Annotated in this window: 21 protein-coding genes; 11 read left to right on the forward strand and 10 right to left on the reverse strand. The window is 45.5% G+C overall.

Annotated elements, in window-relative coordinates:
• The first annotated feature begins 133 nt into the window (after positions 1-133).
• On the forward strand, positions 134-2,338 hold the full coding sequence (recQ, locus tag VEZ01S_RS04290; RefSeq protein WP_021712781.1) for a DNA helicase RecQ: 2,205 nt from the start codon (positions 134-136) through the stop codon (positions 2,336-2,338).
• A 44-nt stretch (positions 2,339-2,382) separates the two neighbouring features.
• Here the strand turns inward: recQ and VEZ01S_RS04295 are convergent, their stop codons facing one another.
• From VEZ01S_RS04295 to VEZ01S_RS04325, 7 genes are all read right to left on the reverse strand, one after another.
• A complete protein-coding gene (locus VEZ01S_RS04295) occupies positions 2,383-4,080 on the reverse strand; it encodes an RluA family pseudouridine synthase (RefSeq protein WP_021712782.1) in 1,698 nt (565 codons plus the stop codon).
• Positions 4,081-4,269: 189 nt separating this feature from the next.
• Positions 4,270-6,084 (reverse strand): bifunctional molybdopterin-guanine dinucleotide biosynthesis adaptor protein MobB/molybdopterin molybdotransferase MoeA, encoded by a 1,815-nt coding sequence (locus VEZ01S_RS04300; RefSeq protein WP_021712783.1) that lies wholly within the window; start codon positions 6,082-6,084, stop codon positions 4,270-4,272.
• Positions 6,085-6,087: 3 nt separating this feature from the next.
• On the reverse strand, positions 6,088-6,657 hold the full coding sequence (gene mobA, locus VEZ01S_RS04305) for a molybdenum cofactor guanylyltransferase MobA (protein ID WP_021712784.1): 570 nt from the start codon (positions 6,655-6,657) through the stop codon (positions 6,088-6,090).
• Positions 6,654-7,382, reverse strand: coding sequence for an ABC transporter ATP-binding protein (locus VEZ01S_RS04310; protein ID WP_021712785.1), 729 nt, complete (start codon positions 7,380-7,382; stop codon positions 6,654-6,656). The genes mobA and VEZ01S_RS04310 overlap by 4 nt, the downstream gene beginning before the upstream one ends.
• 12 nt (positions 7,383-7,394) lie before the next feature.
• Positions 7,395-8,093 (reverse strand): ABC transporter permease, encoded by a 699-nt coding sequence (locus tag VEZ01S_RS04315; protein WP_021712786.1) that lies wholly within the window; start codon positions 8,091-8,093, stop codon positions 7,395-7,397.
• The gene (locus VEZ01S_RS04320; protein WP_021712787.1) at positions 8,093-8,938 is read right to left on the reverse strand and encodes an ABC transporter substrate-binding protein; all 846 of its coding nucleotides are present in this window, start codon (positions 8,936-8,938) and stop codon (positions 8,093-8,095) included. The genes VEZ01S_RS04315 and VEZ01S_RS04320 overlap by 1 nt, the downstream gene beginning before the upstream one ends.
• A gap of 3 nt (positions 8,939-8,941) precedes the next feature.
• The gene (locus VEZ01S_RS04325) at positions 8,942-9,796 is read right to left on the reverse strand and encodes a formate dehydrogenase accessory sulfurtransferase FdhD (RefSeq protein WP_021712788.1); all 855 of its coding nucleotides are present in this window, start codon (positions 9,794-9,796) and stop codon (positions 8,942-8,944) included.
• A gap of 130 nt (positions 9,797-9,926) precedes the next feature.
• On the opposite strand from VEZ01S_RS04325, the gene VEZ01S_RS04330 reads away from it, so the two are divergent.
• The 9 genes from VEZ01S_RS04330 (at position 9,927) to VEZ01S_RS04370 (ending at position 18,779) form a co-directional block, all read left to right on the forward strand.
• Positions 9,927-10,352 (forward strand): DUF3305 domain-containing protein, encoded by a 426-nt coding sequence (locus VEZ01S_RS04330; protein ID WP_021712789.1) that lies wholly within the window; start codon positions 9,927-9,929, stop codon positions 10,350-10,352.
• Between the two features lie 36 nt (positions 10,353-10,388).
• A complete protein-coding gene (locus tag VEZ01S_RS04335; RefSeq protein ID WP_021712790.1) occupies positions 10,389-11,081 on the forward strand; it encodes a DUF3306 domain-containing protein in 693 nt (230 codons plus the stop codon).
• A gap of 232 nt (positions 11,082-11,313) precedes the next feature.
• Positions 11,314-12,999 (forward strand): 4Fe-4S binding protein, encoded by a 1,686-nt coding sequence (locus VEZ01S_RS04340; protein ID WP_021712791.1) that lies wholly within the window; start codon positions 11,314-11,316, stop codon positions 12,997-12,999.
• An 8-nt stretch (positions 13,000-13,007) separates the two neighbouring features.
• The gene (locus tag VEZ01S_RS04345; RefSeq protein WP_040890114.1) at positions 13,008-13,607 is read left to right on the forward strand and encodes a TorD/DmsD family molecular chaperone; all 600 of its coding nucleotides are present in this window, start codon (positions 13,008-13,010) and stop codon (positions 13,605-13,607) included.
• Positions 13,608-13,622: 15 nt separating this feature from the next.
• Positions 13,623-13,823 carry a hypothetical protein gene (locus VEZ01S_RS04350; protein WP_021712793.1) on the forward strand — a complete coding sequence of 67 codons (201 nt, stop codon included), beginning with the start codon at positions 13,623-13,625 and terminating at the stop codon, positions 13,821-13,823.
• A 12-nt stretch (positions 13,824-13,835) separates the two neighbouring features.
• Positions 13,836-16,694, forward strand: coding sequence for a formate dehydrogenase subunit alpha (locus tag VEZ01S_RS04355; protein WP_021712794.1), 2,859 nt, complete (start codon positions 13,836-13,838; stop codon positions 16,692-16,694).
• 13 nt (positions 16,695-16,707) lie between these two features.
• The gene (fdh3B, locus tag VEZ01S_RS04360) at positions 16,708-17,316 is read left to right on the forward strand and encodes a formate dehydrogenase FDH3 subunit beta (protein ID WP_021712795.1); all 609 of its coding nucleotides are present in this window, start codon (positions 16,708-16,710) and stop codon (positions 17,314-17,316) included.
• Between the two features lie 55 nt (positions 17,317-17,371).
• Positions 17,372-18,367, forward strand: coding sequence for a formate dehydrogenase subunit gamma (locus VEZ01S_RS04365; RefSeq protein WP_439654001.1), 996 nt, complete (start codon positions 17,372-17,374; stop codon positions 18,365-18,367).
• Positions 18,360-18,779 carry a hypothetical protein gene (locus tag VEZ01S_RS04370; protein ID WP_021712797.1) on the forward strand — a complete coding sequence of 140 codons (420 nt, stop codon included), beginning with the start codon at positions 18,360-18,362 and terminating at the stop codon, positions 18,777-18,779. The genes VEZ01S_RS04365 and VEZ01S_RS04370 overlap by 8 nt, the downstream gene beginning before the upstream one ends.
• Before the next feature lie 91 nt (positions 18,780-18,870).
• Here the strand turns inward: VEZ01S_RS04370 and VEZ01S_RS04375 are convergent, their stop codons facing one another.
• Together VEZ01S_RS04375 and VEZ01S_RS04380 are read right to left on the reverse strand one after the other, a co-directional pair.
• Entirely contained in the window at positions 18,871-20,097 is a 1,227-nt protein-coding gene (locus tag VEZ01S_RS04375; RefSeq protein WP_021712798.1) for a DEAD/DEAH box helicase, read from the reverse strand.
• A 27-nt stretch (positions 20,098-20,124) separates the two neighbouring features.
• Positions 20,125-20,601: a YehS family protein gene (locus VEZ01S_RS04380; protein WP_021712799.1), complete on the reverse strand. Its 477-nt coding sequence runs from the start codon at positions 20,599-20,601 to the stop codon at positions 20,125-20,127.
• 227 nt (positions 20,602-20,828) lie between these two features.
• Between VEZ01S_RS04380 and VEZ01S_RS04385 the strand changes: the two genes are divergently transcribed.
• Positions 20,829-21,131, forward strand: a complete 303-nt coding sequence (locus VEZ01S_RS04385; protein ID WP_021712800.1) for a DUF3861 domain-containing protein — start codon at positions 20,829-20,831, stop codon at positions 21,129-21,131.
• A gap of 133 nt (positions 21,132-21,264) precedes the next feature.
• Here VEZ01S_RS04385 and VEZ01S_RS04390 read toward each other — a convergent pair whose 3' ends face one another.
• The gene (locus tag VEZ01S_RS04390) at positions 21,265-22,221 is read right to left on the reverse strand and encodes an AEC family transporter (RefSeq protein WP_021712801.1); all 957 of its coding nucleotides are present in this window, start codon (positions 22,219-22,221) and stop codon (positions 21,265-21,267) included.
• Between the last annotated feature and the right edge of the window lie 222 nt (positions 22,222-22,443).

Genomic DNA, 22,443 nt, shown 5'->3' on the forward strand with positions numbered 1-22,443 from the left:
AATAGTGTCTTATTGCTATCTTTTCTTATACCAACGCAGTGTTTAACTGATCATTCTAACTCGCTAGAATGATCAGTTAATAATTGCGATGGGTATGCTTACCTTTCTATCACATCGATTAGGATGACGCGCTTTGAGCCACTTTGAACACACCAATACCGAATACAGCCACTCTTCACAGCCAAACTCTCTACAACCATTAGACGTTTTGAAAAACGTGTTTGGCTATGACAGTTTTCGTCATCAGCAGCAAGAGATTGTGGATAGTGTGGTCAGTGGGCAAGATGTTCTGACCTTAATGCCAACTGGTGGCGGTAAGTCGATTTGTTATCAAATTCCGGCCATTGTGCGCTCAGGCGTTGGGGTAGTGGTGTCACCTCTGATTGCCTTAATGAAAGATCAGGTCGATGCATTAAGACAAGTGGGCGTGTCGTGCGCGTTTTTAAATTCCACTCAAGACAGATATGAGCAGATGGAAGTGGAAGCCTTAGTCACCCGTGGCGAGATACAACTGCTGTATGTCTCTCCTGAGCGTCTTTTGATGGAGCGCACCTTAACTCTATTGGAGCAGTCGAATCTCTCCCTATTTGCCATTGATGAAGCGCACTGTGTAAGCCAATGGGGACACGACTTTAGACCTGAATACCAACAGCTGTCTATCTTGCCGCAACGCTTTCCTAATGTGCCGCGCATCGCTTTGACCGCCACCGCCGATGAGCGCACCCGACAAGAGATCATCAGTCAGTTGCAACTGGGCGATGCTAAGGTGTTTGTACACAGCTTTGATAGACCCAACATCCGTTACCACGTCAGCGAAAAATCCAACGCCAAGCATGAGTTATGGGATTTTATTGAACAGAATCATCCGCAAGATGCCGGGGTGATTTACTGCTTATCGAGAAAGAAAGTTGAAGAAACCGCCGCTTGGCTAGCGGAAAAAGGTCGAGTGGCCTTGCCTTATCATGCGGGCATGTCCATCGAGCAAAAAAATCAAAATCAACAGCGTTTTTTACGTGAAGATGGAGTGATTATCGTCGCGACGATTGCCTTTGGCATGGGAATAGATAAGCCAGATGTACGTTTTGTCGGCCATCTAAGCTTGCCAAAAAGTATCGAGTCCTACTATCAAGAAACCGGTCGTGCAGGGCGTGATGGCGCACCCGCAAACGCTTGGATGGCGTATGGCTTGCAAGACTTAGTGATGCAAAAGCAAATGCTGGAAAACTCTGACGGCAGTGCGCAATACAAACAAGTGCAGGTGGGTAAGCTTAATGCACTGCTTGGTTATTGTGAGTTGAGTACTTGTCGTCGCCAGACATTGCTCGGTTACTTTGGTGAAACTCTCGAAGAGCCGTGTGGCAATTGCGATAACTGTTTGCATCCGCCCAAAACGTGGGACGGCACCCAAGCGGCGCAAAAAGCCCTTTCAACCGTGTATCGCTCCGAGCAGCGATTTGGCGTGACCCATTTAGTGAATGTTCTGCTCGGTAAATCCGATGATAAAATTAAACGCTTTGGGCATGACAATTTATCCACCTTTGGTATCGGCACTGAACTAACCGCTGAGCAGTGGCGCGGCGTGTTCCGCCAACTTATTGCGATGAATTATCTAAAAGTTGAAGGTATGTACAACAACCTAAAACTGACGGAAGCTTGTCGCGCGGTGCTTCGTGGTGAGCAAAGCATCGAATTTCGTGAATTGCGCAAGAGCAAAAAGAAAAAAGCCAGTAGCAGCAAGAAAAGCAGCGCTTTGTCTGAACAAGATTCAGCCGTGTTTGAAAAACTGCGCGAGCTTAGAGCAAGTTTGGCAAAAACGCAGAATGTCCCTGCCTACATTATTTGTCACGATGCTAGCCTTGCCGAAATTGCACTGCAGCGCCCAGATAGCCTAGACGCATTAGGGCAAATCTCGGGCTTTGGTGAGGCCAAACTGGCGAAATATGGTGAGGCAATTGTGCAACTTATTAATGAGCAACCTAAGCCTACACCTACCTTAAGTGCGACTGAGCAAACCAGTTTGTCGCTGTTTAATCAATATCAAAGCATTGAACAGGTCGCCGCAGAGCGCGCTATTGCGACTACTACGGTGCAGAGTCATCTGGCAAGTGCGATAGAGCTTGGTTTGTGCCCATTACAACAAGTGATTGAGCTTGATGACCCAACTCTTGAGCAGTTAGGTTCTGCGATTGTTTTGCTTAATATCTTGAGCGAGCAAAAGCTAAAGCCGTTATTTGAGCACTTTGAAGGCAAATACGACTACGGCGCATTGCGCTGCATCGTTGCGCACTTTTCCTATCAGCGACAATTGACGCAATTATCCAAGCAGTCTGCTGAATAGAAAGCAAAAAACGGAAAGCAAATAAATAGAAAACGAAGAAAAAGCTAGAACGGAATATCCGCAGTAAATGTCATCCACTCCTTAGTGACGGGGTGGGTGAAGCTTAATTGCTGAGCATGTAAATACAGTCTAAGGTCTTTTTTGCCGTATAAGCTATCGCCAATGATGGGCATGTTAAGGCCATCTTGATGGGCGCAGTGGACGCGAAGTTGGTGAGTACGTCCGGTTTTTGGGTATAAAAAGACCTTTGATTTCCCGTCCATAACCTCGATTAACTGATAATGAGTATGCGCGGGTTTTCCGTGTTCAACGCTCACCCTCTGTCTTGGTCTATCTAATAGGTCGGGACACATTGCCAATTCAATATCCCCCTCATTTTTTATGTGAGTGCCGTCGATTACGCCGTCAATAAGTGCCGCGTAGCGCTTAGTCACTTCACGGGCAATAAACTGTTTTTGCAGATGTTTGTTGGCACGTTTGGTCAGTGCAAATACCAATAATCCAGAGGTCGCCATGTCTAAGCGGTGCAGGGCAAACGGGCCTTCTGCATCGCTATAGATTTGCTTCAGGCGATGCCACGCTGAATCTTGAATATAGCGTCCCGGCACAGACAAAAAGCCTTCCGGTTTGTTGACCACCACAATATGCTTATCTTCATAAATGATAGGCAGAGGCTTGTCTTTGGCTGGGTTTTCCAATAGCGGGTTATCATCCACGGATAACCCTTTTAGCATATGCGACAAAATAGGGTGGCACTTACTCATGCACGAGGGGTAAAACTGCTTATGCTGACGTATCTCTGATTTTGGGGATTGTCCCCACCAAAATTCCGCCAGTGCAATTGGGGCGTAATGATTTAAATAGGCGTATTGCAACAGCTTTGGCGCGGCGCATTCCCCTGCACCTGCGGGTGGCACTTTAGACGCGGTTTGAGCAAAAATTTGATTGAGATCTTGGCGCTCATTATCGGCATTTAAAAACGAATATTGAGTGAACAGCTTATGTTGCATCTGGTTAGAAAGATGCGCTCTGCGCGAGCGAAGCTCACTGATTTGACGCTCAAATTCTTCTATTTCCAATGTCAGCGTGGCTTGTTTTTCCGCCCACAGCGATTTAGTTGCTTTGAGCTGATTTTTCTCAAACACGCTTTGCTTGGCAAGTTGCTGCTCTAGCTGCTGGTAATCATCAAGGCTTAAGTCTTGCTTGGCTTGTGAGCGCTGCTGTTTTCTCAGCTTTCGGCTGTCTGCCATTTGCGCTTGCTGAGCTTGAATTTGCGCGCTGGCTTGGCGGTTAATCTGGGTAAGCTGCGCTTTTAACTGAGCAATATCGACGCTGTTGGTAAACGCATTTAGCTCACTTGATACCGCATTGATTTTGTCAAACTCTTCTCGAACAAAACCTTCACTGTTGAGCATGTCATACACAGGTGGCACAAACCCCTGATGATGATTGGAATCATCAATCTTGCCAGAAAAAGCGCTTAAAAAACCCAGTTCACCGTCGCGATTTTTTACCACTAACACGCCAAACATTTTACCTTGTTTTTGAGACGTGCTTGATGACGCGTTTGACTCTAAATCAAACTGGCAGTCAAAAGCTGAGTGCAACTGTTTTTGCAATTGCTCGGAAGCTAACACGCTTAGCGGGTGGGGCTCATAATAAAAGGGGAATGTGAATCGCTTTGGCAGCGCAACTCCAGTGATGGATTGCTCAAATGGCGTGAAAAGCGGGTCGCTGCTCATGGGATAAGGTCTACCTATTATGATACGTTGGCGCGTGAAGATGCGGTTTTAGCTGATTGTATTGAATCCCATCGAGAACCGCCAGTGTATGTTGATGATCCCTATGTTGATATTCCCTATGGCGTTAGAAATTGAGCACCATAAAAAAGGGCTCTATCAATAGAGCCCCATAAACCGTTAGCTAATACTCTAGATATTAAGCGGAATGATGGTGATTAACTCACCCGGCTCAACTTTGGCGTAGAGCGGATCAATTTCAATCAAACAATTCGCTTCACTCATCGAGCGTAAAATGCCAGAGCCTTGTTTTCCTGTGCTCGATACCACCAATTGCCCTAATTCATTCAACTGATAGATACCGCGAGTAAACTCGGTGCGGCCATGACGAGAGCGCAAAGCTTCGCTGGCTATGGCGCGTAATTTGGTCGGTTGCCAGTTGCTTTCGCCTTGCATTTTATGGATAGCGGGGCGCACAAAATTAATAAAGGACACCATAGTCGCGACAGGATTTCCCGGCAGTCCGAAGAAAGGGGTATCGCCGATAGTGCCAAAGGCAAGAGGGCGACCTGGTCGCATATTGATGCGCCAAAAATCGATATTGCCGTTTTGCTCTAAGACATCTTTGATGTAGTCGGCATCACCCACAGACACGCCGCCAGTCGTCAGCACCATATCGGCGCTGACTGCGGCTTTAGAGACCGCGTGTTCAATCGCTAAATGATCGTCTTCTAAAATGCCTAAGTCGATAATTTCACAATTAAGTTGGCTGAGCAGTCCCATCAAAGCGTAACGATTTGAATCATAGATACAGTTTTGTTGTTGTGGCTGACTTGGGTGCTGCACCTCATCTCCGGTAGAGAAAATCGCCACTTTTAGCTTGCGTATCACCGCACATTCATTGATGCCAAGGGAGGCAATCATGCCCATTTCGGCGGCGCCAATTTTTTGGCCTTGGCTAAATACGGCTTGCCCAATGCTGAGATCTTCTCCAGCTGAGCGTACGTTTTGTCCCGCTTTCACTAATGCGCCGTTAAAAGTGACACAGTGTTGCCCGTCTTTTTCAAAGGTATCGGATTGCTCGCGCATGATGACGGTAGTGCCGTTACTTGGCACAGGTGCGCCAGTCATGATTTTTACCGCTTCACCGGCATTCAGTTCAGATGGATAGCTTTGGCCTGCCATCACTTCACCAACCAGTTTAAAGCTTTCCAGCGCCACATCTTGGTCACGAATCGCGTAGCCATCCATTGCGGAGTTGGTGTGCTGAGGCACATTGATGCTTGAAACAATGTCTTGTGCTAATACGTGATGTAAGGCGTGGTCAATTGCCACTGTTGTGCTCTCAGTCAGTGGTGAGACCGCATTTAAGATGCGCTCAATCCCTTGCTCAACCGACAGAAAAGCCGGTGATAGGGTATCGCAGCATTGTGCAGCAGCATTGGCGTCAGTGCCATCCTTGCTTTGCTTAGAAGGCGCTACGGTTTGGATGATAAAGCGTGCTATCGCATCAAGATCGTTGATATCAAATTGAGGCAGCGCCGCATTAAAGCCCTTGCTGAGTTCTTTTTCGGTATCGATATCGGTGGCAACGGCAATGATATTGTCGTCATTAGGGTGCATCCACGGATTGTCTAACGCTTGACGGCGCAGTTCAATTTTGGGAAATGACTGACTTTTAAAACCTTCAATTAAAATCATATCGAGGTTTTGGTGATCAAATTGCTCTAACAACTCTTCAAAAGTGGCTTCTTCGTCAGGGGTTTCGGTGATCATGGCATGACGGTAGCGCGAGCTAATATACATTTGTGTCGCGCCCGCTTTACGCAAGCGATAACTGTCTTTGCCTTGTTGGTCGATATCGAAATTGTGATGCGCGTGTTTTAGTACGCCGAGTTTTAGCCCTGCTTGAGTCAGCTTTGGAATGATCTGCTCAAGTAAGGTGGTTTTTCCTGTGCCACTAAAAGCAGCAAAGCCAAGGATGGGAGTATTACGAATCGTCTTCATAGATTACTGCTTAAATTGTTGGAGTTCTTGTTGAGAATTAAGGTTCACGAAGCTGTCTTTGATGTCACTAAAATCGATTTGGCGTGTGTTACAGCGGTCGTAAAAGAGAATGATTTTGCGTTCGCCATCGTCTAAAAATTGCTGTAAACGTTCCAGTACGCGGCGGTGGAATACGGTAAACACAGGCTGAACAAAGTCACCATCGTGGGCAACAAGGATCTCATCGTCGTCACTGATTTCTTGTTGCATGCGCTGTATCAGGGTTGGCGAAATTTGCGGGCAATCACAAGGTACAAATCCCACCCAATCACTGTCAACGTGAGTTAATCCGGCGTGAATACCGCCCATAGGCCCAACAAAGCCTTGATAATGATCGGCAAAAACAGGTGCGTATTCCTGATAGCGTTCTTGGGAGCGATTGGCGTTGATGTAGATAGAACCTGTATGCGCTTTTAGCACTTCAAGCACATACTCGATAAGAGGCTTTTGATTTAACTCGACCAAGCCTTTGTCTTGTCCCTGCATACGTGTCGCTTGACCGCCGGCCAATACCACCCAACTGATTGACTTCATGTATCGTTACCTAATTTATTATTTGTTATTGATTTTAGATTTTTTGTGTCTTCATCGATGACTCTAAGGTGAGGGGTTACCGTCAGCCCTTGATTTTCGATGGTCCACTGAGTATCACAAAGATTGGTGAGACCATTTTGCTGGTGGCTGGTGATCACGATACTGGCGCCTCTGTCTAATAGATCTTTGGCAAGGGTGATGATCCCTTGTGTTGATTCAAGATCCAGTGAGGCACTCGGTTCATCCATTAGCAAAATAGACGGATTGACGATCCACGCTCTGGCCATTGCCAAACGTTGTTTTTCGCCGCCCGACAATACCGAGCAATGTTCATCGGCAAGGGATTCAAGCCCTACCATTCTCAGCGCGTTGATCGCTTGACTGCGGCCGTGTACACCACGTTTGGAGGAAAAGGGCAGTGCATAACGAATATTGTCTAGTAAGCTGGCATCAAACATGTACGGAGATTGGTGTAAATAGACCACATCTTTGAATAACTTACGTGAAAACAGTCGATAAAAGGTAGATATTTCGATGCCGTTGATCGTTCCGGTGCTGGGTGTGGTTAAACCGGCCAAAATTTTAAGCAAGGTGGTTTTGCCGACACCGTTTTGTCCTTTAAGGTAAATAGCGTTACTCGGTCCGATTTGCAGGTGAGGAATGTGAAAGAGCACTCGCTCTTCGTAACGCTTGGATAAGTCTTGAGTTCTTAGCTGTATGGTCATTGATTATCGCCTCTAGACTCGTAGGTGACTTTGCCCGCGCAGTGCGGTTAAAACAAAATTTAAGATCAATGCAAGTAGCAATAATACGATGCCCAATGCCACCCCTTGCGCGAAGGCGCCACGTTGGCTTTCTAATGCAATGGCGGTTGGGATATTTCGTGTGTGGCCCAAAATATTGCCCCCAACCATCATAGAGCACCCCACCTCAGTGACGATGCGAGAGAAGGCGGTCACGACTGCTGCAATTAATGCAAAACGTGTTTCCCACATTAACGCTCTGAAAATCTGCGGATAAGACTTTCCAAGCGTGATAGAGGTTTCCACATTGCGCATGTCTACGCTTTGAAATCCCGCCTGCAACATTGAAATAAGGATAGGCATTGCGATCAGTATTTGTCCAAGAATCATCGCTTTTTGTGTAAATAGCCATTGCCAATCGCCGAAAGGTCCAGAGCGTGACAAGGTCATATACAACAGCAACCCAATAACGACGGTAGGAACCGCTTGCAAAGTGTTAATGATCGAGGTGAGAAAGTTCCTTCCAGGAAAGGGAACGTAGGCCAGCAATAGTGCCAATCCTATCGCGGGTAAGAGTGATAAACACAATGCAAACAATGACACGCTAAAGGAGATAGAGACTATCTTCCATAGCGTAGGATCAAAATTTAGAAGCAGTCGAACTGCTTCTATACTTGTGTCACCAATATCCATTATTTTGCTGTTTTAGCGTTGGCAGTAAACAGTTTTTGCCCTTTTACTTGGAAGTCATCGATCAGCTTTTGCGCTTTATCGCTGATAAACCACTGGCTAAGCGCTTTTGCACCCGCCACATTGAGTCCAGTATAACGGTCAGGGTTGACGCGGATGATCTGGTATTGATTAAACAATGCAGGGTCGCCTTGCACTAAAATATCAAGATCTAATTTCTCTTGATACGCAAGCCATGTCCCTCTATCAGTCAGAGTATAGCCTTGTAGCTCTGAGCTCATGTTTAGGGTTGGGCCCATGCCTTGACCAATTGAACGATAGTTCGACCAATCGTGTGCAGTATGATTGATAGCCCATAGCGCCAGTTCTTTCTTGTTGGTGCCAGAGTCGTCACCTCGAGAGATAAACACCGATTTGCTGTTGGCGATTTTCTCTAGTGCTTGTGCAGCATTATCGGTATTGGTTAGTTTTGCTGGGTTGTTTTTTGGGCCAACGATAATGAAATCGTTATACATCACTGCGTGTGGGTCGATGCCAAAATTCGCATCTAAAAAGGCCTTTTCAGCTTTAGGGGAGTGGGTAAGAACAATATCGACGTCGCCCATTTCACCCATCTTTAATGCTTTACCAGAGCCGGTGACCAGTAATTGTACTTCGTAGCCAGTCTGCTGTTTAAATTTAGGCAAAAGGTAATCAAGCAACCCTGAGTGATAGGTGCTGGTGGTGGTGGCCATTTTTAGTGTTTTTGAATCAGCGTGTGCGGGAATCGTAAACAATAGCGAGCACATTAATGCGGTGATGAGGGATTTTCTTTGTTGAATGCGTTGTAACAATGTGTGGAAAAACATCAGTTATTTATCCTTTTTGAGAGTGTCGTGAGGAGCGGTTGATTTACCGTCAAATTCTATTTTTTCAATACCGTGATAGACCTGAAAACGCAGTCCTTTTGCACGAGCGATGATAGTGATACCAAATTGCTCTGCAAGTTCCAGTCCCATTTGTGTGACGCCTGAGCGAGACAACAGCGTAGGAATGCCCATTTGTGCGACTTTGATGACCATTTCTGAGGTTAAACGACCAGTGGTATAAAAAATTTTATCGTGTCCTGATTCACGGCCCAGCCACATTTCTCCGGCTAAGGTATCCACCGCATTGTGACGTCCTACATCTTCGACAAAGGAGACGACTTCCCCTTCTTTGCAAATCGCACAGCCGTGCACAGCCCCTGCTTTTTTATAGGTATCATTGTAGTGGGTGAGTGCCATCAGCGTTGCATATAAGCCACTTTGTTTGATCTTAGTTTGGGGCACTTGGTAGTTTTCTAAGCTTTTCATGACGTTGCCATACATGGTGCCTTGACCACAGCCAGAGGTTACGGTTTTCTTTTTTAAGGCTTTTTCGAGAAAATCTGTGTTCTCTTTGGTGACGACCGCCACACTGTTTGTTTCCCAATCTATTAACACTGAATCAAGTTGGGTAGGGTCTGTTAGGAAGCTTTGGTTTTTCAAATAGCCCAGCACTAAAGCGCTAGGGTGAGAGCCTAACGTCATGAGAGTCACGATTTCTCGCCAATTAAGCAAAACAGTCAGCGGACATTCACACGCAATGTCTTTACTTAACGGTTCTCCGTATTCATCAAAAACGGTCACGGTTTGAGTTTGTACGGGAGGCTGACCAACGGTGACGATATTAGGAGTTTGAGGCATTTGAACATCCTTTTCTATACTGAATAGTCATTGAGGGAATGTGCCAAAGAGGAGATGTCTGTTTGCACACCATCACGGCGACTCACGTAGAACTATATAAATAATAATAAGTTAGATTAACGAGGTAGTAATGAAAACGGAAGATAATTGGCCTGTTCGATGTCATATAATCCAACATCAAACACAAAATTCTAAATGGCAAACCAGTAATTGGCAGGTGGCAGAGCTATTTCTTGACCCAAGCGCGAGTGATCTTGGTGTGGAGTCCGAGATCCAACTGTTTAAAGATGAGCGTACTGACTACCGTTTTAACCTTAACTCCGAAAACCCTAAGTTGTTTGTGGTACTGGAAAATGACATCGAAACGTTAAGCCTAGTCGGTGTGAGTGTTTCCCAAAGTGTGGCAGGCAGTTATTTGGATGGTGATTATTTGGTGCTCTCCGTTGACCTGCCTTTGGCGGTGCAAGCATGGATGGAAGCGTATTTGGCGCGTCATGGTGAACTTATTGAGCACAAGCGAAAAAAGCGCAAGGGGGCAGGCCGTGCCAGTCAATAATGTATTTTATATTGGTGTTCTGTTGGGAGAACTGCGATGAGTCGAAGCTTATTTCAACGAATACTGCACAAGCATGCTGCGCCCGTTGATCTTGAACAAGAGCAGCCCACGCAAAACTCTTCAATACCGTCAGCGGTCCCTGATGAAGATGCCAGCGTAACTAAAGAAGATAACGCTGAATTAGAAAGCGCAGAGTCAAACAACAGTGAGCCTGCTAAAGAAACGCAGGACGAACCTGAGCACTCTATTACAAATGAGAGTGCTGCCGATAACAATGAAGTGGCAAGCGAGCGTGACGAAGAAGAGCGCCAGCAAGGCCACGCGATGTCTGCGCTGCTTGCCTCTGATTCGGCGCCAGAAATTAAAAAGCGTGCATTGCGCAGTTTGTTCTTTAGTGGACAATTTAGTGAAGTGGACGAGCTCAATGATTATCACCAAGATTTTAGTCAAATCAAACCCTTAAGCTCGGACGCTGCCAGTCAATTAAGACAGTGGGCCGGCGACAAAGTCGACGAATTAACGGATGAGTCAAATGAAGGCTTAACCGAAGAAGAAGTCGGGTCGTCTGCAATAGAAACGGAAGGGGATGGGCTATTAGAGGACAATCAAGAGGCGATGATTGAAGTTGAGGAGCAAGAGGTCGAGTCGCTGAGTGAAACCGCTTTAAAACAAGATTTAGCTGATAAAGCGTTCGTGAATCACCCGTTAGATAAACCCAACAAGCCTTAAATCTAAATGAGAATTATTATCTATAATGATGTTTTTTTTGAATTAAAATGCTTATGAAATCACAGACTTAACAATTTTATCTGCTTAATGCCTCAAATTTATTATGGATTTAACAACCTCATACAAAAATTCTGCAATCCTTAGATGAAACGATGCGCTTATATTATACCAATCACACTGTTTAGTTCGGTTGGTATTAGGCTCGCTTATTTATTAGATTTACGGGATTCGAATGCTCAAGGAATTTTTGGCCCAATCAACATCAACGAATGGTCAAGCGCGTCATTACGCATGTAACAACACATTAGAACTTTCAAATCTTATCCCGCCAACGGTAAGTTATGAAAGCCAAGGGGCATTGCTGATCATTATCAATGAACACGATGCCACCGAGCAAAGCTTAAGCAGTCTGCAACAGCAATTCTCATCCATGGCATCGGTTACGTTTGCGGTGCCTTTAGGGGCGAAGATCAATAGTGTCATCAGCCCTTACTTTTTCTCATTAGCTCAATTGTCAGGATACCTAGGACGTTTTTCTTTTCATATTTTGCAAAGTAGCTCGATCTCTAAAGTCGAACTGGCACCTGTGGCTATCGGACAGCCGCATTTTGATGTCGTTCTGGATTTGAGTGCAGAAGCACTCATCGATAATGAAGTCCCGCCCGTTGGTTATTTTCCTGTCGGAAGAGGCTACCCGAAACTTGATGATGCTATCGAAGAGATTAAAGCCTTAATCGGCACTTTTGATAAACCCAAATTCTTTCGTCTTGATACGGATAAGTGCGCGCACAGTTCTCGCGGCGTAAAAGGGTGTGAGCGTTGTATTCTCTCATGTCCTGCTGGGGCGCTTTCAAGTGAGGGGCGAGATGAGACGGGTTACAAAATAGAAATTAACCCATACCTTTGTCAGGGAGTAGGGACTTGTGCCACTTCTTGTCCGACAGGGGCGATTGAATACGCTTTACCTTACCCTAAGGACACTCAAGGATTTATCGAACGCACTTTGCACAATTATCAAACGCAAGGTGGCCGCGATCCTATTGTGCTGTTTTGCAGTGATGAGCATGAAACTTATAACGTGATGGCATTAAGAGCATTGCCTGACAATGTGATTCCTATTGTGGTCAATGAATTGCCATCTGTGGGCATTGATACTTGGTTTGCGGCGTTAAGTAACGGTGCTTCACAAGTCTTATTTGCGGCCAGTCGTCGCATGCCAGCCACCATCATTCGCGTTTTAAATGAAGAAGTGAGCATCGCAAAAACCCTATTAAGACAGTTGGGTATTCATGCGCAAAGCATTGATATTTTGTACCTTGAAGATCTTCGAACAAGTAAACCGACCCTAATTGAAACGCCATTGAACGTGAAGGTAGGGGAAGTGCAAGGTGACAAGCGTGCTCGCTTGTTTCAGTCGTTAGATGCATTAGCGCAAACATTTACTCCATTACAAATGCAAGCTGGGCTACCACAAGGCGCTCCTTACGGCACTGTCGCGTGCGATACCGATAAGTGTACCTTGTGTATGGCGTGTGTTGCGGTTTGTCCGACGATGGCACTGCACAACGAAGGACAATTGCCAATGCTCAGCTTTATTGAGCAAGATTGCGTGCAATGTGGGTTGTGTGAAGGAGCTTGCCCAGAAGATGCCTTAAATTTGACTCCTAGAATTAACTGGGATCAACCGCTTCGTACTACTGCTATTACCCTAAATAAAGATGAGCCTGCATTGTGCTTACGTTGTCAAAAACCGTTTGCGCCTAAGTCAATGATTACGATGTTGCAGGGGAAATTAAAAGGGCACAGTCACTTTTCAAATGACCAAGCCATACGTCGAATTGCCATGTGTGAAGATTGTCGCGTTGCCGATATTTATGACGAAATGGCGAAAGATCCTACAAAACAGCTAAAATATTAAGGGTGAGCATGCATAATCAAGTACCCCAATCACCGCGATCAGACATTTATTTGCTGTTAGCTACTTTGTTCAGACAGGCACCGGATGCGCAGTTAATGCAATGGTTAGCCCAGCTAGACAATGAGGATGAATCAAGCGCGATGAGTGCTGATTGGCAGGCATTGAGTCAATTAGCACAACAGAGTTCGCTGGCGTCGGTGCAAGAAGAATATCAAGACCTATTTATCGGTATCGGACGAGGTGAGGTCATGCCTTTTGCTTCGTGGCATCGAAACGGCGCATTAATGGAAAAACCATTAATTGATTTACGCCAAGATCTTTTTGCATTGGGCTTTGAGCGCAATGAAAGTGTGAAGGAACCCGAAGACCATATTGCGGCCTTATGTGAGGTGATGGCAATGTTGGTTGAGGAGAATTCACATCAGCAAGGTGTATTTTTTAATCGTCATATCGCCAGTTGGTATAACGATTTAGTGAAACAAATTCAGGGCGCAAAAGCGGCTGAGTTTTATCGGGTTGTCGCGAACCTTCTTGCTCGATTTATGGAGTTAGAAGAGGTGGCGTTGAGCGAACAGAATATTGCGGTTCGCTCTAGTGAGTTGGATTAGGTTGAGGATGGAGTCATGAAAAATAAAAAAGAAATTGATAGTCATCGCCGCAGAGCGCTAAAGGCTCTGGGTGGCGGCGTTGTTGCAGGAGCGGTATTGAGTACAGCAACAGCATCGGCAAAGGCGAGTCCGATTAAGGTAGAAACTGAACAATCGGAAGATAAGTCGGGTTACAGAGAAACTCAGCATATCCGTGATTATTACGATTCACTTTAGGAACCCATCACTATGAAATTGACTAAACGCTCAGAAACGACCTCAAGTCCGAATAAAAAATTTGGTATTAGCCGTCGTACCTTTATGCGTAATTCATCACTGGCGGCAGGCGGCGCGGTGGTGGTGGGTGCAGGATTGCTGGCACCAGGCATGATGAGAAAAGCGCAAGCTCAGCCAGAAGCTAGCGACGCTAACGTAGAAATAAAACGCACCATTTGTTCCCACTGCTCTGTGGGCTGTGGCATTTATGCCGAAGTACAAAATGGTGTTTGGACAGGCCAAGAACCCGCTTTTGATCATCCCTTTAACCTTGGCGGTCACTGTGCAAAAGGCGCAGCTTTGCGTGAGCATGGGCGAGGAGAGAAACGTCTTAAATACCCAATGAAGCTAGAAGGCGGAAAGTGGAAAAAGCTCACTTGGGAACAAGCGATAAACGAAATTGGCGACAATGCCCTGAAAATTCGCCAAGAATCAGGGCCTGATTCAGTGTATTGGCTTGGCAGTGCCAAGCACAATAACGAACAAGCCTATATGTTTAGAAAGATGGCGTCGTTGTGGGGTACAAATAACGTCGATCACCAAGCTCGTATTTGTCACTCCACGACCGTATCTGGCGTAGCCAATACTTGGGGCTACGGTGCGATGACCAATTCCTTCAATGACATGCATAACTGTAAATCGATGTTGTTCATTGGCTCGAACCCTGCTGAAGCTCATCCGGTTGCCATGCAACACATCTTGATCGCGAAAGAAAAGAACAGCTGTAAGATTGTGGTGGCGGACCCAAGACGCACCCGAACTGCGGCTAAGTCTGACCATTATATCGCGTTGCGTCCGGGTACCGATGTGGCCTTTATCTGGGGCTTGCTATGGCATATTTTTGAAAACCAGTGGGAAGACAAAGAATTTATCCGCCAGCGTGTATTTGGCATGGATGAAATTCGTCAAGAAGTGGCGAAATGGACGCCAGATAAAGTTGAGCACGTGACCGGTGCGTCTAAAGATGAAATGTACAAAACGGCGAAGATGCTTTCGGACAACCGACCAGGCTGTATTGTTTGGTGTATGGGCGGAACCCAGCACACCACCGGAAACAATAACACGCGTGCGTACTGCGTATTAGAGCTTGCACTTGGCAATATGGGCAAATCGGGAGGCGGTGCTAACATCTTCCGTGGTCACGATAATGTACAGGGCGCAACTGACCTTGGCGTATTATCACACACGCTACCGGGTTACTACGGCTTAGCTCCGGGGGCTTGGAAGCATTGGTCATCGGTGTGGGATTTGGATTACCAGTGGGTTCAAGATCGTTTCGATCAAACTAAGTACCGCGGTAAGCAACCGATGAACAACATGGGTATTCCTGTATCTCGTTGGGTCGATGGTGTACTCGAAGACAAACAAAACATCGAACAAAACGATAATATCCGCGCTATGTTCTACTGGGGACACGCGGTGAACTCGCAAACTCGCGGTACAGAAATCCGTAAGGCGATGCAAAAGCTAGAGATGATGGTGATTGTTGATCCGTACCCAACGGTGGCTGCGGTAATGAATGATCGTACTGATGGTGTCTACCTTCTTCCGGCGACGACTCAATTTGAAACCCATGGTTCAGTCACGGCCTCAAACCGCTCTTTGCAATGGCGCGATCAAGTTGTTGAACCTTTGTTTGAGTCAAAGCCTGATCACGAAATCATGTATTTATTGACCAAAAAGTTGGGTTATTCGGAGCAGATGTTTAAGCACATCGCCGTGGAAAATAATCAACCCGTTATCGAAGATGTCACACGTGAATTTAATAAGGGCATGTGGACGATAGGCTACAGCGGTCAAAGTCCTGAGCGTATTAAAGAGCACCAGAAAAACTGGCACACTTTCCACAAAACAACGTTATCCGCTGAGGGTGGCCCTGTGAATGGTGAAACCTATGGCCTACCTTGGCCATGTTGGGGGACGCCGGAGATGAAACATCCGGGGACGCATATTTTGTATGACACTTCCAAACCCGTTGCACAAGGTGGCGGTAACTTCCGTGCTCGTTTTGGGGTGGAATTCGAAGGTGAGAACTTGCTTGCTGAAGATAGCTACTCTAAAGGGTGTGAGCTGGAAGATGGTTTCCCAGAATTTAGTGATAAGTTACTAAAAAGTTTAGGCTGGTGGGACGACCTTACGGCTGAAGAAAAAGTCGCCGCAGAAGGCAAAAACTGGAAAACTGACCTTTCTGGCGGTATTCAGCGCGTGGCCATTAAGCATGGCTGTATACCTTACGGAAACGCCAAAGCGCGTGCGATTGTCTGGACATTCCCTGATCGAGTTCCACTGCATAGAGAGCCATTGTATACACCGCGTCGTGATTTGGTTAAAGAGTACCCTACGTGGGATGACAGTGAATCTATTTATCGCTTACCTACCTTATATAAGAGTATTCAAGACGTCGACAAATCGAAAGAATACCCAATTATTCTGACCAGTGGGCGCTTAGTGGAATACGAGGGAGGGGGTGAAGAAACCCGTTCTAGCCCATGGCTTGCTGAGCTGCAACGTGAAATGTTTGTCGAAATCAATCCAAAGGATGCCAATGATCTTGGCATCAAAGATGGTGAGATGGTGTGGGTTGAAGGTGCGGAGAAAGGTCGCGTGCATGTGAAAGCGATGGTAACGCGTCGCGTCAGCCCAGGTATTGCCTTTATGCCTTTCCACTTCGGTGGCAAGTTCCAAGGTGAAGACTTAACTGAGCGTTATCCTGAGGGCACTGTTCCTTATGTCATTGGTGAAGCTGCCAACACGGCAACCACTTATGGTTATGACCCAGTTACACAGATGCAAGAAACCAAAGTTACTCTGTGTAATATTCGAAAAGCGTAAGGAAACCTAAATTATGGCTAGAATGAAATTTCTCTGTGATACCAAGCGTTGTATCGAATGTAACGGCTGTGTCACTGCATGTAAAAACGAAAACGATGATGCCCTTGAGTGGGGCATTCAACGCCGCCGTGTGGTCACTCTCAATGACGGTGAAGTAGGTGAAAGCTCTATTTCTGTTGCGTGTATGCACTGTACCGATGCGCCGTGTAAAGCGGTGTGTCCGGCAGATTGCTTTGAGTACACCGCAGAGGGGATCGTGCTGCACAATAAAGATCTGTGTATTGGTTGTGGCTACTGTTTATTTGCTTGCCCATTTGGCGCGCCCCAATTTCCACACACTTCTGCCTTCGGTGAAAGAGGCAAGATGGACAAGTGTACATTCTGTGCTGGTGGCCTTGAAACCGAAAATGGTTCAGAGGAAGAGCTAGCAAAATATGGTAGTAACCGTATTGCTGAAGGCAAGCTTCCTATGTGTGCTGAGTTGTGTTCGACCAAAGCCTTGTTGGCTGGTGATGCAGAAGTGGTTTCTGATATCTTCCGTCAACGTGTGGTTGAGCGCGGCGCAAAAGGTGCAGGTTGGAGCGATGGTGAAGATATAGCGTTTGATGCAACTAAGAGCTAGCAAAAGGAGCAATCGAATGCAGTTTGCGAAACAATCGACTGTGACCTTGTTAGTGATGCTAGCCAGTATCTTGATGATGTTTAGCATGCCAACGTATGCCGAGCAAAAACATAACGACACGGCACAAAAAGAGATGGTACAACTGGCCGGTGCTGATTACTGGCGTGAGGTCAAAGGTGGGGTAGAGGGCACGACCACTTCGGCCTCTCCTGAGCACGGCGTTTTGATCAGTGTACCCGGCCAAACGTGGTTCATTCTAAAAGAGAAGTGGATGTCTCCGGCGGCCGCAGTAGCGATCTTTGGTAGCATCATGATGGTGGTATTAGCTTACTTTTTAGTTGGACCATTAATGCTCAGTAAGCCACGAACAGGACGAAAGCTGACACGCTGGAGTCGCATGGATCGTGCGTTACACTGGACAATGGCATTTACCTTTTTAACCTTAGCATTTAGTGGCTTGATGCTGGTGTATGGTAAACACTTTTTAAAACCTTATATCCCAACGGATATTTGGGGCTTAGTGATTTATACTGCGAAGCAGTATCACAACTATATTGGTCCGATTTTCTATATTTTGCTTATCTTTATCCTATTAAAATGGTGGAGAAAGTCCCTGTTTACGAAAACCGATGTGCAATGGTTTATGAAGCTCGGCGGCATGGTAGGAAAACACAAAGGTTCACATCCATCAGCAGGCTTTTCTAATGGTGGTGAAAAAGCCATCTATTGGCTGTTGATTGTCTTTGGCGCAGTGGCGGCTACCAGTGGCGTTATTTTGGATTTTCCAATATTCGATCAAACGCGCCGTGATATGGAAATTGCCAATTTAGTGCATATGATTTCGGCATTGATTTTGATTTGTGGTTTTGTTTTCCATATCTATATTGGTTTAGTGGGTATGGAAGGCGCGCTTGAAGGAATGGTCACGGGTAAAGTTGATGAAACTTGGGCGAAAGAGCATCACGATCAATGGTATGAGGAAGTCAAAGATCAATTAGAAGAAGCTCCAGTGAAAGGCAGAAGTAACAAAGATGGGGTCAGCAATGAATAAACATCATAAAGGAATTTGGTATGCTTACATTGGCAGTTTTTTAACCCCGTTTACCTTAATGCTCTCAGGTGTTATCGCTATTGTTTATGCGGGTTACCGTTTAGATAAAGATGAGGATGGTGAGGTTGTCAACTCGCACTACTACGGTTTGATACGAAGCTTTTTCTTGTTTCTGACTTTCTTTGTGGTGCTTATTGTCACTATTGCTACCTCAAATGGCGTATTGATTGGCGTTAATGACTATTGGATCAAAAACAGCGCAATTGAAGAGATCGCCTACTTTATTCCTATTATTGGGGGCGTGATATCAGCGATTGCCATTGTGATTTGGTTTGTGCGCATGTTTAAGGGAATGCGTCTGTTAAGAGATGACAAACCCATAGTACAAAAGAAGTCGTTGCATCAGTTTTAATACGCGCTTTAAACACAAACGCCAAGCATTTTAGCTTGGCGTTTTTTGTGGTTTGGCGTTGTAACGTTCACCGCTTAGGCGAGCGAGTATGTTAACGTTTTGGCTTACTCTTAAACTGTTTAATACTTTTTTTGGCTTGAGTTCGACGATTGGCTTTTTTATCTCTAGGAGCACGTTTACTTTGTCCAGAGGAAGGCTTATCCGTGACAGGGAAACCCTCAAGCTCTTGCAACGCGAGTTCTCGCTGTGTTAATTGACGAATCGCACTTAAATACTCAGTCTCGCCATGACACACCAATGATAGGGCAATGCCTTTCTCACCCGCTCTAGCGGTACGTCCAATGCGATGCACATACGCTTCGGCGTGTGATGGCAGTTCTACGTTAATCACCACAGGTAGGTGTTCAATATGAATACCCCGAGCGAGAAGATCAGTGGCGATAAGCACATTGACCTGCTTTTGTTTAAACTGCTCTAGCGTTATTTCACGTTCTTGCTGAGATTTATTGCCATGTAACGCCGCCGCTACAATACCGGCTTTATTCAGTTTTTTGCACAATGCGTCAGCGTTGTCTTTCGCGCCAATAAACACCAGTACTTGCGACCACTGATGTTTCTTCAACTCAGAAATCAGCGCATTGGCTTTACTGCCTTTATTGACGAGATAGAGTGTTTCTTCAATACCTTCAACTAGGCTGTTTGTCACCGTTGTTTGAATATGCTTTGGTGCGTTAAGCAGTTGCGAAGCTTTTTGTTGTAGCTCGCTTGAGAAGGTGGCAGACAACATGGAAGTTTGACGTTTCTGCGGCAACAATGTGACTATTTTTTGAATATCAGGCCAAAAGCCCATATCCAATAATCGGTCAGCTTCATCCAACACAAGGCTGTGTAAACGGCTTACATCAATGGCTTTTTCTTGTAGCAAATCCAGCAGACGTCCAGGCGTTGCCACTAAAATTTCCGGTGATAATAAGAGCGTCTGCTTTTGCATCTCTTTATCGACGCCCCCACAAAGCGAGATAGCTGTAACGTCTATCGTGTTGGCGTAGGGCAATAAAGATTCACAGACTTGCTGAGCCAGTTCTCGCGTTGGCACTAATACGATGGCTTGTGTTGTACAAGGGCTTAGTCGCACTTGCTCAAGCAAAGCAAGGCCGTACGCCAAAGTTTTACCACTGCCTGTTTGTGCGATTGCTAACACATCTTGTTTTTCCAATATGGCAGGAATAGTCAGTTTTTGAACTTCGGTTAACGTCTTAAAATGGGTGGCCAAAAGAGCGTTAATTTCAGAGCAAAAGGGTAAATTGGAGTGCGGCATAGTCATGGTCTTATTTGTGTTTGTCAATTAATCGTTTTGCGTATCTGTTGGGCGAAGTTGCAGTTGTACACCCGTTAAAAAGTTACGCAGAATTTGGTCTTTACACTCACGGTAGTGCTTGTTTTCAGGCTTACGGAAAAATGCACTTAGCTCATGTTTGCTGACATTTAAGTCGGCCACTTTTAGCGTGTCTAAAATGTCTTCAGCTTTCATGTTTAACGCAATGCGCAGTTTCATGAAAATCATATTGTTGGTTAAACGAGACTCAGGCTTAGGTTGCTCGCCTTCACGTTTACCGCGTTTGATATTGATAAACCCGTTGAGGAAAATAGCTAATTCTTTGTCGATGATCTTACAAAACTGTTCGTCTTCCTCTCTCTTCAGCCAGTTACTCACTTGAGATCGCGTCACCTCAAGATCAGCGGCAGCAAATACATTAATCATGTCAGCGTCTTTAAGGTCAAAAGTGTAGCGAATACGGCGTAAAATATCGTTATTAGTCAAAATAATTCCTAATGGAGTGGGTGACTCAGTAAAAGTGAGGGTGCACCTTAACACAGACCCTTGGGTGAATATAAATATTAGTTGGATATTCTGGGGTGATGTTGGGATCCATAGTGTTTTTGCTATTTGATAAGAGCATGCGTTACGGCGTCAGCGATAATTAAGTTGACCAAATCAACTACTTTAATTATAGTTGTCATTGTCAACTTAATTCAAAGGGGTCATCTATGATTCGCAAAGTAAGAAAAGATCATCACTACAGCGTAACTATTGAAGAAACTACCGCAGAAGGCGAAGTACAAAAATTGCAATTTGAATTCGAAGATCGAGAAGATATGTTTAACGTTGTGGCTATGGTTAATAAAGGTACCGACTTAACGGCTGAAGAGGCAACAAGAGTAGGGGTTGCGCTGAGATTGCTTGGGCCTGTGATGATGGTGAATCGAAAACACACGCTGTTTTCTGAGTTCATGCCTCACTTTAAGACGTTTATGCAGAGTTTTAAAAAGGGCTTAAAGGCGCAGCAATAACTGCAAAGTGATTAATGCAATCAATCAAACTGAACGTGATAAGCGAATGAGAATTTTATTGGATGGGAAAAGAAACAAAGGTCGCATAAGCTGCGACCTTTGTTCGTCTAAGTACTGTTTGAAGTTCTCGCGGTTAATACAGTAAATTCATACTGTTTAGAATCACCAAACCAATAGTGGTGGTAATAACCGATAAGATAGTGGTTAGAGCGATAATATTGGCTGCCAGAGTTGAGTTTCCGCCCATTGAGCGAGCCATAATATAACTGGCGGCGGCGGTTGGCGCTGCGGTCATAAAGAAGATGATTCCTAGCGCTTCGGCGCGAAACCCTAGAGCATAAGCCAATAAACAGCTGAATATTGGTGCGACAACCAGTTTAATTATTGTCGCTAGCCAAGTGGCGAACGTTTCTGCTCGCAGTGATTTAAGATCCAGTGAGCCACCCGTACACAGCAGAGCAAGAGGCAAGGTCATACTAGCAAAGTAGTGACCGGCGTCTGAGGCAATTTTTGGGATAGGTAAGCCAAGTGTTGAATACAGTAATCCGGCAATGATTGAGATGATCAGAGGGTTGCTAGTAATACTTTTGCTCATGGCTTTTAACGCACTACTGCCTGATTGTTCCCCTTTAGGTGTTAACGATACCACGGCCAAAACATTATAAAGCAAGGTGGTAGCAGCTACATAAATTGCGGCGGTAGCCACCCCATCACTGCCGTAAATATTGGCGACGTAGGCAAGGGCAATGATCCCAGTGTTAGAACGAAACGCTCCTTGTATGGTCACGCCGTTGTCTTTGTTTCCCTTTAATATCACACCAATTAATGCAGTACAAAATGCAAAAAACAGTAAGCTGCTGCCTACAGTAAAGCCCACTAACGAAGCGCTGGTGGCAAAGTCGTGATCCGCTTCTACAAGGCTAAGAAATAGCATAGTAGGCAGGGTAACTTTAAACACCAGATTGGACGCACTTTGTATAAAGACGTCATTAATCACCGATGTCTTTTTTAGGACAACACCCATAACTAAGATTAAACAGATTGGCCCTGTGACCGAGATAGAAAAAGCGAGCTGATCGAAAAGTCCCATAAATGCCTGCAAAATGTTAAGTGTGACGGGAAAGGCTCAAAATTGTGGTTTTGTACTACAAGTGAGCAAGGCGCCTATAATGCCATGATTATCACTGGCTTGTAAAAGTCATTCCAGCTTACGCTGATTGAGTTGCTGTATCAGAAATGAGAAATCTATGACCTGAGGTTACTTTTTGAGTGATATAACGTAAGATGTGCGCCTAATTTTCTCGGGGATACA

This window comes from Vibrio ezurae NBRC 102218 (genome assembly GCF_000467185.1).
Taxonomy (GTDB): Bacteria; Pseudomonadota; Gammaproteobacteria; order Enterobacterales; family Vibrionaceae; genus Vibrio; species Vibrio ezurae.

Coding starts and splice junctions, on each gene's coding strand:
- VEZ01S_RS04295 (WP_021712782.1), bottom strand. CDS start 4,080: ATGAGCAGCGACCCGCTTTTCACGCCATTTGAGCAATCCATCACTGGA.
- VEZ01S_RS04300 (WP_021712783.1), bottom strand. CDS start 6,084: ATGAAGACGATTCGTAATACTCCCATCCTTGGCTTTGCTGCTTTTAGT.
- mobA (WP_021712784.1), bottom strand. CDS start 6,657: ATGAAGTCAATCAGTTGGGTGGTATTGGCCGGCGGTCAAGCGACACGT.
- VEZ01S_RS04310 (WP_021712785.1), bottom strand. CDS start 7,382: ATGACCATACAGCTAAGAACTCAAGACTTATCCAAGCGTTACGAAGAG.
- VEZ01S_RS04315 (WP_021712786.1), bottom strand. CDS start 8,093: ATGGATATTGGTGACACAAGTATAGAAGCAGTTCGACTGCTTCTAAAT.
- VEZ01S_RS04320 (WP_021712787.1), bottom strand. CDS start 8,938: ATGTTTTTCCACACATTGTTACAACGCATTCAACAAAGAAAATCCCTC.
- VEZ01S_RS04325 (WP_021712788.1), bottom strand. CDS start 9,796: ATGCCTCAAACTCCTAATATCGTCACCGTTGGTCAGCCTCCCGTACAA.
- VEZ01S_RS04330 (WP_021712789.1), top strand. CDS start 9,927: ATGAAAACGGAAGATAATTGGCCTGTTCGATGTCATATAATCCAACAT.
- VEZ01S_RS04335 (WP_021712790.1), top strand. CDS start 10,389: ATGAGTCGAAGCTTATTTCAACGAATACTGCACAAGCATGCTGCGCCC.
- VEZ01S_RS04340 (WP_021712791.1), top strand. CDS start 11,314: ATGCTCAAGGAATTTTTGGCCCAATCAACATCAACGAATGGTCAAGCG.
- VEZ01S_RS04345 (WP_040890114.1), top strand. CDS start 13,008: ATGCATAATCAAGTACCCCAATCACCGCGATCAGACATTTATTTGCTG.
- VEZ01S_RS04350 (WP_021712793.1), top strand. CDS start 13,623: ATGAAAAATAAAAAAGAAATTGATAGTCATCGCCGCAGAGCGCTAAAG.
- VEZ01S_RS04355 (WP_021712794.1), top strand. CDS start 13,836: ATGAAATTGACTAAACGCTCAGAAACGACCTCAAGTCCGAATAAAAAA.
- fdh3B (WP_021712795.1), top strand. CDS start 16,708: ATGGCTAGAATGAAATTTCTCTGTGATACCAAGCGTTGTATCGAATGT.
- VEZ01S_RS04365 (WP_439654001.1), top strand. CDS start 17,372: ATGCTAGCCAGTATCTTGATGATGTTTAGCATGCCAACGTATGCCGAG.
- VEZ01S_RS04370 (WP_021712797.1), top strand. CDS start 18,360: ATGAATAAACATCATAAAGGAATTTGGTATGCTTACATTGGCAGTTTT.
- VEZ01S_RS04375 (WP_021712798.1), bottom strand. CDS start 20,097: ATGCCGCACTCCAATTTACCCTTTTGCTCTGAAATTAACGCTCTTTTG.
- VEZ01S_RS04385 (WP_021712800.1), top strand. CDS start 20,829: ATGATTCGCAAAGTAAGAAAAGATCATCACTACAGCGTAACTATTGAA.
- VEZ01S_RS04390 (WP_021712801.1), bottom strand. CDS start 22,221: ATGGGACTTTTCGATCAGCTCGCTTTTTCTATCTCGGTCACAGGGCCA.